The following is a 12970-nucleotide window of genomic DNA, read 5'->3' on the forward strand; positions in this document are numbered from 1 at the left end:
AGAAATAAGTGACCGCCCAGCTTATTCCTTCAACCGCCGCCACAACCGGTAGCCCTTGCGGACGATCTCCAGAATGGGCCGGGGAACCGGAAACATCCAGCGGGAGGCAACAGGCCGGTACAGGTGATAATACGCCTTCTTGAAATCCTCCCACATGCTGCAGTCCTCATCCTTCAGGAAATCGGATATATCTACGATCAGGCCGCGGCCGTCCTGAACCATCACATTCTTGGCGTGGACATCATGCGGGTGGAGTCCGCGGGACCGGGCATAACCCAGCGCGCTGTCAATATCTTCTATGGCCTGCGCGGTGATGAGAATTCCCCGTTTCATCGAGTCATAGAAGGTAACTCCTTGCAGCCGTTTCAGGATCAGAAAGTCCGGTCCGCTGTAATAGCATTCGGAGAATGCCGGATGACGGCCGAGGCGGCGGTACACCTCTGCTTCTTCCGTAAGGCCCGGCCTGCCCGGGGCGTACACCTTCACTGCATAATCGGGAGCTTCCGGATGATAGAATACGGCAGCGTAATTCCCGGTTCCCAGCACCTTCCAGGGCTTCGGCACGCTGCGGACCTTCACGGGTTCCAGTGGATCAACACTCTCTATCGTTGCTTGTGCTAATAACTCACCCTTGATCCGTTCTATCAGCTTCTCCATTCCACTCACCCCGCAGCTCAGTTCGATAATTGCTCTATCCTTCCAGTGTACGCCAAAACATACTATTGAGCTAATCCATGCCGGGAGCAGCATAAAAACCGGTCAGCAGCAGCTAACCGGTCTTTCAACCCGGAGAAATCCATTACGCTAATATAAATAATATTTACTGTAAAGTTATAGTCATTTCACTATCCACCAGTTCCAGTAAGCTGTGTACTGTCCAGCGCCCGTCTGCGGTTTTATCCATACGAAACATTACGTCAACCGGTACTTCCACTAGATTATCGTTATCATCCCATTCCTTATGCAGTTCAGCTGCGTACACGACAGCATGATCAGCGCTTAGATAAGGAATATAGGTTCCAGCCACTTTCTGTTTCTCAGAGCCGTATGCTTGCTGGGCCATCTCATCCTCAAATTGCAGGCCAGTCTCGCTTTCAAATTCGCTTATGTAAGCCGGTGATGTTGACTGAATGATTGCAGCTGCATCTCCATTTGCCCATGCCTGATTATATGCATCCAAACCCGACATAACTGCTGCAGCCTCACCGCCCTGTCCGGCATTGACTGTACCTCCTGCAGTTGCCTCCTTGGCCACCTCATATTTGGGGCCTTCCAAATATAAACGGGCTAACTTCCAATCCTCTTTTTCTTTGGTGACGGTGAATATAAAGTCAATCTCCCGTTTAAATGCGGCGGATGCTGATTTATACGCTACTCTGACGACAGCTTTATTATCTGAGAGATATCCAATTTTATCTACTGAGACAGTGGAGTCCTTTAAAGGAAGGAAGTTGAAATCTACACCCATCTCCGAATCAATAGTGGTATAAATATCCCATCCCTGACCGGTAAATATCTCACGCGATGGATTGATCTGACCCTCCTTAAAGAAGCTGTCGAATAAAGGACGGATCTTGTCTCCTTCATCGGTTATTGTCTTCGTTAGAAGAATAGTCTGCTCGTCCACATTGAATTTTACCTGATATCCTAACATTTCACTGATTGAACGGACAGGCATATATGTAAGATTTCCGATTCGCCGCACAGGTGCCGGGAGTGTCACCTCTTTATCCTTATACATTACTTTTTTGCTGCCCAGCCATAAGGTAATCAGCGGTTTGGCCTCTTCCTCCCCACTGTCAAAAACATAAACTCTTCCTAATTCCACATTCATATCCACGGTCATTCCCAGTGACTCAAAGAAAAACCGGTAGTACACAAGCGTGTTCCCCTTCTCCACATACAAAGGCTCTGAACCAGCAAGCGAAACTCCATTAACCGCGATGTTGACATCTGGATATTCTGCAGCAGCAGAACTTTGTTGCGGGGCAACCATAAACAGCAGACAAGCTAGTATAAAGATAATAAATTTTTTATTCATCAAATTCCCCTTTCAAACTAGTAATCTTATCAGCGGCCAAATCACCTTACAAAGAATACCACATGAATGCATAGGAATTTGTCGAATTATGTTATTTTTTAAAAAGCAGCCAACACACCAAAGCTCCCTACTGGGCATTCAACAGACCACCCTCCACACGCTCATTGGATTCGCACACCCACGGCAAAGTTACCCTCACGCTGGTTCCTGCCTGAAGTTCCGAATCCACCCTAATCTGGCCGCCGTACATTTCAATTAATTGTTTACAGATGGACAAGCCGATGCCTGTCCCTTTTTGCTTGGTGGTAAAGAACGGATCGAAGATCTGCTTTAATTTATCCGGCGGTATCCCTTCGCCATTGTCTTTGAAGATCAGCATGATTTCATGGGTCTCATCCGCTGTGGTCACTGTAATATCTATCCTGCCTTGGCATGCGGTGAAGGAATCAATGCTATTCTTCAAAATATTCAGGAAGACCTGCTCCAGCTGTGAGGCATTTCCGAAAGTCAGAATAGTTTCATCCGAATAATCCACTGCCAGAATAATATCGCCGCTAAGTATGAGCTGATTCACAATGTTGTTCACTCTATGTATAACCTCGATTACATTAAACACTACGCCGCTATTCTTCGCATGATCCCCTTTCCGCGACAGCATCAGGAAGTCCGTAACTAAGCCGTTCAGCGTATCGATCTCTTTAATTGTAATATCCATATAGGCACGCAGTTCATTAGCTTTGATCTCAGGCTCATTAAGCCTATTATTCACATGCTGGGCGAAGCCTTTGATTGAAGCCAGCGGATTACGGATTTCATGTGCCATGCCTGCAGCCATCTGTCCCATAACCGCAATTTTTTGTTCATGCAGATTGTCGATCTGCTGGTTTTTATTAGACAAATAACCTTGAGCGAAGCCGGTAAACCGGGTCCAGTTGGATTCCATCAGCCGATTATAGAAAAACAGCCGGTTCGCCGAATCATCCACAAGCGCTTCAATGGTCCGGAACATCATATTCTGGGCGGTTAAGTTCAAATCTTTGCTCATTTCAAGCAGAATATCAAAATGGTCGCCAAATATCTCTGCAGTATAAGCCCCTTGCGCAAACCCCTCTTGCTCCTGTGTATGCAGGTACTGCTCATAATCAGAAGGCCCCAGGAACAATGCTTCTATTATAGACATTAAGGTCATAGTGAAGGTTGCATCCAGCAATTCCTTATGCGTCTCTATGAACCAGGCGGATTGGGGGTTTTTCATGATTACAGAGTGATAATGAGTGTTCAGAATCATTGAAACTGCCGGTGTTAATGACGAGCGCAACTGATTTTCACTGTATCCCATTTCCATCCTCCCTCTTTGCTTGATGTATTCAATATATGTTTATATTTTCCTGCTTAAAAATAAAGCAAATCCATATTTATTTCAATTTTAAAATATATATTTGTATAAATATAGAACACCCCAAGCCTTCCGCTTAGGCGGAGTAGTTTGGGGTGTTGGTAATCATCCTCTGGATACTTTAAAATCTTAATAGACGATCATAATTATACTTTTCCAATTTCAGTTAAAGGAGGATTTACTTGCTTTGATCAGACTCCTCGCTTCTTTACTTTCTGCATTACTTCTGTCGATTGTATTCACAATGATCATATCCTTGTAACTCCTGCTTCATTGTATATAGATAGAGCCATCAAACACCGCAACATGATTACACATGTTTTGTTATATTTCATAATTGGAGCCATACTGGGTGTATTCATCCTCATAATCAATTCTGCGAATAATGTCCAGGCTTCTATACGGCTAGTATTACTTTTTGGAATCAGTGCGTCTGTATTTTCTCTATTTGCGGGCCTCTTTACATTTATAATGAACACATCAAGGCGCTAAAGCTGTTCAAAAATGTATAACCTTATGTTCCTCAGCGCTTCTGTACGTTTCGAATACAAGCTCCAGCGTCTTCAAATTGTCTTCTCCGCTCGTCTGGAATTCCCCGCCCGTATTCAGGCAGTGAATGAAATGTGACTGCAGGCGGTAGTGGCTCTCTTCGAAATCAAGGCCGTTGTTCTCCGAAACTATAGTCTCCACACCCTTGTTATCAATCACGCTGATGGTGCCGCTGCTGTATAGCTTCACTGTGGCCTTATCGCCCTCGATGATCAGCTGCTCCAGATGATTAGGCAGCACAGGTGCCGTTAGCTTGCCGCAGATTCTAAGCTATACCTGGTATAACGTCAGATTTAAATCAATAAAAACCACTTTGACAAATCACTTGCTGAGGGCTTGCAATGAACCGATAAAGGTATATCCCTCCGGTATATTTAGTTGTATTTTGTACAACTAAATCGTCTGATTTTCAACCGATTATCTGTTTAATTGTATTTCGTGCAATTAAATTTCCATTTGCAGATTGTTTCACCCGTTCAGGCAGATTTAGTTGTACAGATTACAGTTATAAGATGCAAGCATACCCTTTCGCTGTTTTTAATTGCACATTATACAACTATCGCTATGTTCCCCCTTGAAACAGGTAAAGGAGCCTGACCCAAGCAGCCTTTTCACGGCTTTGGGGTCGGCTCCTGTTTTTATAAGTCTTAGTTACCGTTATCCAGCCATGTACGCATCATAGATAACAGCTGTGCACTGTTGACTGGTTTGGTAATGTAATCCGAGCAGCCTGCTTCGAGGCACAGCTCCCGGTCTCCCTTCATCGCTTTCGCCGTCAGCGCAAGAATGGGGAGGTCCTTGAATTCCGGCTTGAGCCGGATGGCACGGGTCGTTTCATAGCCGTCCATCCCCGGCATCATGATATCCATCAGGACAATTTCGATGTCCGGTGTCTGTTCCAGAAGAGTGATGGCATCCTGGCCGTTCTCCGCAGGGATGACCTTCATCTGATGACGTTCCAGAATGGAAGTGAGTGCGAAGATGTTCCGGATATCATCATCCACTACAAGCACTTTCTTAGACTCAATCATTTCATCCGAGTGATGCAGCTTAACCAGCTTATCCTTTGAACCGGACGGCAGGTTCTCCGCCTTGCGGTGCAGGAAGAGGGTCGTTTCATCGATCAGCTGGAGATTCGATTTCACCTCTTTGAGCACCGCCATTTTGACCAGCTCATCCCACTCGCTTTCTTCCGCCGGTGTCAGCTTCCTGCTCATGTGAACCAGGACGGGAACCTTTTTGTTCTTCGCGTTCTTGTACATGTCCCGGATAAACCGGATGAGATTCATCTCCGGCAGGCCGCTGTCCAGTACCACACAATCGAATTCTTTGGTATTGATCTGGTTCAACGCTTTGCGTGCCGTGTCCACTGCCGTAAGACTGATATCAGGGTTGCTTAACAGCTCAATGATTTGCTTGCGCTCTTCCTCATTCTGGACCGCCACCAGCAGATTCCTGGTCTTCTTATCCGCAAACTGGTTCAGACGGTCGAGCGCATTCTCCAGCTCTTCATTGGTCACCGGTTTGCGGAAGTAATCATGAGCGCCCCGCTGTAACAGCAGTACCTCATCCTCATCGACCGTCATCACACAGACCGGAATATGCCGCACCTCAATATCGTTCTTCAGCTGCTCGAGTACCAGCCAGCCGTCGGCGTCTCCGCCAAGATGCAGATCGAGTGTTATAGCAATCGGCTGGTACTTATGAACAAGCTCCAGCACATCATAGCCGCTGGATGTAATCACGGCTTTGATTCCTTTTTTGTGGAGCATATCCAGCATAATTTCATTGAACTTCTGGTCATCCTCAATAATCAGGAAGACACGGTCTCCCGGCCCGATCTGATCCCGGTCATCAAGGAACGTATCATCTGCCGGCTTAGCCAGATTACTTCTGCGTTTGGATGGGGTGATATCGATCACCTCCGGAACATGTGCCTTGGGGATCTCCGGTTCGGTGAATTCCGCTTCAGTAGGCAGGTACAGATTAAAGACGCTCCCTTTGCCCGCTTCACTGTACAGGGTGATTTCTCCGCCTAACATCTCGGCAATCTCGCGGGATATGGCAAGACCCAGGCCTGTCCCGCCGTATTCCCGGTTCGTGCTGCCATCCGCCTGCTGGAAGGCTTCGAAGATAATCTGCTGCTTTTCAGGCGGGATACCGATTCCCGTGTCGCTTACAGAGAAGCAGATCACCGTTTTGGCCCGCGTCAGCGATTCATTCTCCGGATGCCAGCCCTCGCCTGCTTTGCGGATCTGCAGCATGATCTGCCCTTGCTCCGTGAACTTGAAGGCGTTGGACAGCAGGTTCTTCAGAATTTGCTGCAGCCGCTTGAAATCCGTTGCTATTCTGGCCGGTACGCCGGAATCAATGATGATCCGGTAGTCCAGCTTCTTGGCATCCACCATATGGCGGAAGGTACGGTCCAGCCCGTCTGTCAGCTCTGCCAGAGAAACCTCGCTGTAATCCGGCGTAATCGTGCCCGATTCGATTTTGGACAGATCCAGAATATCGTTGATAAGGTTAAGCAATTCAAGTCCGGAGTCCTGAATGGTCTTCGCGAACTTCACCTGAATCTCATGAAGATTCTCATCCGGGTTCTCGGCCAGCTGTTCTGCCAGGAGCAGCAGGGAATTCAGCGGGGTTCGCAGCTCATGCGACATGTTGGCCAGAAACTCGGATTTGTACTTGGACGTGAGCGCAAGCTGTTCCGCTTTCTCCTCCAGATAACGCTTGGCTACCTCTACCTCATGATTCTTGCTCTCCACTTCCGCCTTCTGCAGCACCAGCAGCTTTGCTTTATCCTCAAGCTCGTCATTCGTACTCCGCAGCTCCATCTGCTGCTTCTGGAGCTCCTCGGTGAGCGACTGTGATTGGATCAGCAATTCCTCCGTACGCTGGTTCGCCTGCATGGTGTTGATCACTATGCCGATGGATTCTGTAAGCTGATCCAGGAAGGCGATGTCGATATCACTATAAGGGCGGAAGGTGGCCAGCTCCAGTATCGCCAGCACCTGATCTTCGAAAATAATCGGCAGCAAAATAATATTAAGCGGGGTAGCTTCTCCCAATGCGGACGAGATCACAACATAATCACCCGGCACGTTGGTAAGCAGGATCCGCTGCTTCTCAATCAGACACTGGCCGACGAGCCCTTGCCCGGCCCGGAATTCATTCGCCAGATGCTTGCGGCTCTGATAAGCATAGCTGGCGAACAGCTTCAGAACCGCTTCACCGTTAGAAGGCTCATTGATGTAGAAGACCCCATGCTGCATAGATACAAGCGGAGCCAGCTCGGACAGGATCATACGGCTCACCGCATACAGATCTCTTTGCCCTTGCAGCATCCGTGAGAATTTGGCCAGGTTGGTTTTGAGCCAATCCTGCTCTGTATTAATCCGGGTCGTCTCCTTCAGGTTCCGGATCATTTCGTTAATATTATCTTTGAGTGTCGCGACTTCCCCGGAGGCGGATACGTCGATGGCCCGTGACAGATCGCCGTTCGTTACCGCCGTGGCAACATTCGTAATGGCCCGCACCTGCGTGGTAAGCGTACTCGCCATGTAGTTAACGTTGTCGGTCAGGTCACGCCACGTTCCTGCTGCTCCAGGCACACTGGCTTGTCCGCCCAGCTTCCCTTCGGCGCCTACCTCCCGCGCCACCGTGGTCACCTGGTCGGCGAAGGTCGCCAGTGTCTCGATCATATTATTGATGGTATCAGTCAGCTCGGCGATTTCGCCTTTGGCTTCCACGGTCAGCTTCTGCTTCAGATTACCGTTCGCAACGGCAGTCACAACCTTGGCGATCCCGCGCACCTGATCCGTCAGATTGGTCGCCATAATGTTAACGTTGTCGGTCAGATCCTTCCAGATCCCCCCGACGCCGCGCACCTGGGCTTGTCCGCCCAGCTTACCGTCTGTACCGACCTCGCGCGCCACACGCGTAACCTCGGAAGCGAACGAATTCAGCTGGTCCACCATCGTATTAATCGTGTTTTTCAGCTCAAGCAGTTCGCCTTTAACGTCTACCGTAATCTTCTTGGACAGATCGCCGTTCGCTACCGCTGTCGTAACGCCGGCAATGTTGCGCATCTGAATGGTCAGATTGCTGGCCATGTAGTTGACCGTATCGGTCAGATCCTTCCAGGTACCGGAAACATCCTTAACTTCTGCCTGCGCGCCGAGTTTGCCATCCGTACCGACCTCGCGCGCTACACGCGTAACCTCGGAGGCGAAGATCGAGAGCTGGTCCACCATGGTGTTGATCGTATTCTTCAGCTCCAGAATTTCACCTTTGACATCTACGGTAATCTTCTTGGACAGATCCCCTTTGGCTACCGCCGTCGTAACGTCCGCAATATTCCGCACCTGGTCCGTCAGATTCCGGGCCATATTATTTACGCCCTCGGTCAAGTCTTTCCAGGTTCCGCCGACGCCCTTCACCTGCGCCTGTCCGCCCAGTTTGCCGTCTGTACCTACCTCGCGGGCCACACGCGTCACCTCGGAGGAGAACATCGAGAGCTGGTCCACCATCGTATTGATGGTATTTTTGAGCTCCAAGATTTCGCCCTGGACATCGGCAGTGATTTTCTTGGACAGATCTCCGTTCGCTACTGCCGTCGTTACAACAGCAATGTTACGCACCTGATTGGTCAGGTTCGAGGCCATATAGTTTACACTCTCGGTCAAATCCCGCCAGGTCCCGGCAACGCCCTTAACCTGGGCCTGTCCGCCCAGCATGCCCTCGGTACCCACCTCACGCGCCACACGCGTAACCTCGGAAGCGAAGGTAGAGAGCTGCTCCACCATCGTGTTAATGGTGTTCTTGAGCTCAAGGATTTCTCCGGTCGCATTTACCGTGATCTGCTTGGACAGGTCGCCCTTGGCCACCGCCGTCGTCACTTCAGCGATATTACGCACCTGATCGGTCAGGGTACCCGCCATAAAGTTAACGCTGTCCGTTAAATCCTTCCAGGTGCCGGATACGCCCTTCACATCCGCCTGACCGCCGAGAATTCCTTCCGTGGAGACCTCCCGCGCCACCCGTGTCACCTCAGAGGCGAAGTTGCTGAGCTGATCCACCATAATATTGATGGTGCTCTTCAACTGGAGAATTTCGCCTTTCGCATCGACAGTTATCGTCTTGGATAAGTCGCCCTTAGCGACAGCGGTTGTTACTTCGGCAATGTTACGCACCTGATTGGTTAAGTTCGAGGCCATGTAATTTACGCTTTCCGTCAAATCCCGCCAGGTGCCGGATACGCCTTTGACATCTGCCTGTCCGCCAAGGATCCCTTCCGTACCGACCTCACGCGCCATCCGGGTAACCTCGGAAGCGAAGGTCGACAGCTGATCCACCATCGTGTTGATGGTGTTCTTGAGCTCAAGGATTTCGCCCTGGACATCGGCAGTAATCTTCTTCGACAGATCGCCGTTTGCGACCGCAGTGGTCACAACCGCGATGTTACGCACCTGGTTGGTCAGGTTGGAGGCCATGTAGTTTACACTTTCGGTTAGATCGCGCCATGTACCGGACACGTCCTTCACGTCTGCCTGCCCGCCCAGCTTGCCCTCCGTGCCAACCTCACGCGCTACACGGGTAACCTCGGAAGAGAACATGGAGAGCTGATCCACCATGGTGTTGATCGTATTTTTGAGCTCGAGGATTTCTCCCCGAGCATTTACTGTAATTTGCTTTGACAGATCACCGTTCGCCACAGCAGTCGTTACGGCCGCGATATTACGCACCTGATCCGTGAGGTTAGTCGCCATGTAATTTACGCTGTCGGTTAAGTCTTTCCAGGTTCCCGATACCCCTTTGACATCCGCCTGCCCACCCAGAATGCCTTCCGTGCCGACCTCGCGTGCTACCCGGGTAACCTCGGAGGCAAATGTGCTGAGCTGATTCACCATCATGTTAATATTGCTTGCCGTCCGCTGGAATTCCCCAGTGAGCGGCCGCCCTTCGATCTCCAGCTCCACCTTCTGGGACAGGTCGCCTTTGGCTACGGCGTTAATCACCCGGACCATCTCGCTGGTCGGTTGAATCAAGTCAATAACCATCCCGTTCAGCGAATCGGTAATGGTCTCCCAGGAGCCGCCCAGATTCTTCTGCACGAATCTGCGCGACAGATTACCTTCTTTACCGACCACTCTGGCTACTGTCTGGACTTCATTCACCAGACTCTCCTGAATATCCATGATCTCGTTGAAGGTATCTGCTACCTTACCGGCTATTCCCGTGCGGTCATAGGGCATTCTGTGGGAGAAGTTTCCTTTCTTCATCGCCATTAAGGCGTTGAGCAATTCGCCGGCATCAATCTGATCTCCGCTTATCTCTTTGCTTTGGTTCTGATCGCTCATAGTATCAACCCTGCCCCTTATGCATTATTTACTTGGAATTGTTTGACTGCAATTGTAAAAACAAAGGTGGCGCCTGGTTCATTCGACGGCTCTACCCGGATGCTGCCGCCCATTAATTCAACTAAAGATTTGCTGATCGATAATCCAAGCCCTGTGCCTCCGAACCTGCGTGTTGTAGAGGCATCCAGCTGGGAGAAGGGCTGGAACAGCTCGTTTATCTTATCCGGGGGAATTCCGATCCCCGTATCTTTAATTGTAAATTCAAGCGTAAGCGTATTCGCCTCTTCGGACAGCTGGTTAACCATTATGTATATACTGCCTTCATGGGTGAATTTCACTGCATTGCCCACCAGATTATTCAATACCTGGCGGAGGCGGGTCATATCGCCCGTTATATAAGGCGGAACCGAAGGATCTACGGTCACAGCCATCTCCAGATTCCGTTCCCTGGTTTTGGCTGTGAACAAATCAATCGTTTCAGCCAGGCAGTCCTGAAGGGAGAACGGCGCCTCTTCCACTTCCATCTTCCCGGATTCAATTTTGGAATAATCGAGAATAGGATTGATGACCGAAAGCAGTGCATTGCTGCTCGTGTGGATAATTCCTGCCATCTCAGCGTATTCTTCCGGCAGATCGGAGGTGAGCAGCAGATCGGACATGCCTATGATCCCATTCAGCGGAGTCCGGATTTCATGGCTCATCATGGCCAGAAATTCCGATTTCACACGGGAGGCGATTTCCGCCGCTTCCTTAGCCTCTCTGAGCTCCTGATTCGTTTTCTCCATCTGCTTCGCTTGTTTCTTGAGCATGTCGCTTTGGATCTGCAGGGTTTTGTTAGCTTCATACATGCTGACGTACCCCTCGATTTTGGATTTGAACAGCTGCGGGACGAAGGGCTTCGTCATATAATCCATAGCGCCGACCGAATAGCCTGCGAAGATATCCTCCATTGTATTACTGGTCGCTGTCATAAAGATGATAGGCACGTAATTGTTTTTCTCCCGGGTCCGGATGAGGCGTGCCGTCTCCAGCCCGTCCATTCCCGGCATTAGCACATCCATGACGATGACGGCAAATTCTTCTTCCAATAAACAGCGCAAAGCCTCTACCCCGGAATATGCCCGAAACAGATGATATGGTTCTCCGCTTAGAATAGCCTCAATGGCAAGCAAGTTTTCGGGGTGATCGTCTACGAGAAGGATGTTGACTGGGAAATCCATGAGGACCCTCACTTTCCGACTTGTGGCTTGCTGACGTTTATATTTCGAAAATATAGCTTATATACCCATAATTTCAAATAACGAAACTCCCTTTACCCTTATAGCTTTCCCATTGTTCTCTATGTATTCACCAGTGTAGGAAAAACAAAAAAGCGATCGTCCGGAGACGGGCCGCTTTCTTCCTTTAGGCAATATTCAGAGCAGATATTATTCTGCCCAATCAAGCTTCCCTGTATCACCACTCCATAAGCCCCCTGATATGAGCCGTCAGCTTCCGGGCAGCTTTACTGTGCGTAGCTTGGGAAGGGTGGGAGTCGGAGGCGTATCCATCCGCTGCCTCCTGCACGTCAAATTTCATGGCAGAAATATTGCTGTCTCCTGTTTCTTGCATATATCCCTTCACTGCCTGTTCGACATAAGGATACAATCTGTCTCCCATGATGCCCAGCGTACACAGAATGGGTGTGCGGGGGTTATTGCGTCTGACCATTTTGAGGAATTCAGCATACTCCCTGGCATATTCCGTCTGCTTGCCGGTATCGTCTCTGGTGTAGGAATCATCATTCGTTCCGAGATTGATGACAATCAGATCGGGCACAAACCTGTTGAAATCCCAACGAATATCCTGGGGCAGCAGAACGCCGTCAAATTTACCCTCGGACTTGCCTACCCGTTCATAATAATCCGGGAGAAGATGTGTCAGCAGCCGTTGATCGGTTTCCGTGTATCCTGTAATAATGCCATAGCCGCTATACGAAACCATACTATAGTCCGCATCAAGATGGCGGGCCGTCAGATAAGCATAGCTTTTGGTGACATCTTCTGTAGCTGTGGAGAAGGAATGCAGCCCGTCCTCATCATCCACGCCGTAGCCGCAGGTAATGGAATCGCCGATGAATTCGATCTTATGTACTTTTGCCGGAGCGGGTTTGATTCCATCCGCTGCATGGACAGCAATCTCCTGAATCCCTGCCGTGGACATTGCCGCCTCAGACAGCTTGGTGACCTTTACCCTGACCTCCTGCTCCGTCTCGCTCTCAAATATCGTATACGTTCTAAGCAGCGTGTCCAGCTGGTCGTCAATGACCCGTACTCCGTTTACACAGATGCCAATCCTGGCCAGATTATTACCGGTTAAGGCAATAGTATCAGCTTTCAATGTAATCTCCGCTTTGGTGCCATAGAATGAAAATTCGATACCGCTGCCGGAGAGTGCCAGCCACAGCACATCATTGCTGTAATGCGTCCGGCCGGTCAATTTCACATGTGTCTCCGCAGGTTTGAATACTTGCGCGTGTTCTGTCATCTTTAAACCTTCCTTCCCGCTCTATAACAGTAACAGTAGCAGGCGCGCCTTTTGTTTTCAAGAACTGTCTGACAAAGAGACTGGAGCATTCCGCGA

The 12970-nt window shown here is 49.6% G+C and carries 7 protein-coding genes; all 7 read right to left on the reverse strand.

From position 1 onward, the window contains the following. Positions 1-21: 21 nt before the first annotated feature. A complete protein-coding gene (locus NSU14_RS23365) occupies positions 22-657 on the reverse strand; it encodes a serine/threonine-protein kinase (RefSeq protein WP_340947451.1) in 636 nt (211 codons plus the stop codon). Between the two features lie 163 nt (positions 658-820). Next, entirely contained in the window at positions 821-2041 is a 1221-nt protein-coding gene (locus NSU14_RS23370) for a copper amine oxidase N-terminal domain-containing protein (RefSeq protein WP_340947452.1), read from the reverse strand. A gap of 127 nt (positions 2042-2168) precedes the next feature. Continuing rightward, positions 2169-3380 (reverse strand): sensor histidine kinase, encoded by a 1212-nt coding sequence (locus NSU14_RS23375; protein WP_340947453.1) that lies wholly within the window; start codon positions 3378-3380, stop codon positions 2169-2171. 555 nt (positions 3381-3935) lie between these two features. Further along, positions 3936-4226 carry a hypothetical protein gene (locus NSU14_RS23380; protein ID WP_042134669.1) on the reverse strand — a complete coding sequence of 97 codons (291 nt, stop codon included), beginning with the start codon at positions 4224-4226 and terminating at the stop codon, positions 3936-3938. Positions 4227-4633: 407 nt separating this feature from the next. Then, positions 4634-10348 carry a HAMP domain-containing protein gene (locus NSU14_RS23385; RefSeq protein ID WP_340947454.1) on the reverse strand — a complete coding sequence of 1905 codons (5715 nt, stop codon included), beginning with the start codon at positions 10346-10348 and terminating at the stop codon, positions 4634-4636. Between the two features lie 17 nt (positions 10349-10365). After that, positions 10366-11568, reverse strand: coding sequence for an ATP-binding protein (locus NSU14_RS23390; RefSeq protein ID WP_340947455.1), 1203 nt, complete (start codon positions 11566-11568; stop codon positions 10366-10368). A gap of 235 nt (positions 11569-11803) precedes the next feature. Beyond that, positions 11804-12874 (reverse strand): SGNH/GDSL hydrolase family protein, encoded by a 1071-nt coding sequence (locus tag NSU14_RS23395; protein ID WP_042134651.1) that lies wholly within the window; start codon positions 12872-12874, stop codon positions 11804-11806. Positions 12875-12970: the final 96 nt, after the last annotated feature.

The sequence above is a fragment of the Paenibacillus sp. FSL R10-2771 genome (assembly GCF_038000205.1).
In the GTDB taxonomy this organism is placed as follows: domain Bacteria; phylum Bacillota; class Bacilli; order Paenibacillales; family Paenibacillaceae; genus Paenibacillus_AQ; species Paenibacillus_AQ phytohabitans.

Coding starts and splice junctions, on each gene's coding strand:
- NSU14_RS23365 (WP_340947451.1), bottom strand. CDS start 657: ATGGAGAAGCTGATAGAACGGATCAAGGGTGAGTTATTAGCACAAGCA.
- NSU14_RS23370 (WP_340947452.1), bottom strand. CDS start 2,041: ATGAATAAAAAATTTATTATCTTTATACTAGCTTGTCTGCTGTTTATG.
- NSU14_RS23375 (WP_340947453.1), bottom strand. CDS start 3,380: ATGGGATACAGTGAAAATCAGTTGCGCTCGTCATTAACACCGGCAGTT.
- NSU14_RS23385 (WP_340947454.1), bottom strand. CDS start 10,348: ATGAGCGATCAGAACCAAAGCAAAGAGATAAGCGGAGATCAGATTGAT.
- NSU14_RS23390 (WP_340947455.1), bottom strand. CDS start 11,568: ATGGATTTCCCAGTCAACATCCTTCTCGTAGACGATCACCCCGAAAAC.
- NSU14_RS23395 (WP_042134651.1), bottom strand. CDS start 12,874: ATGACAGAACACGCGCAAGTATTCAAACCTGCGGAGACACATGTGAAA.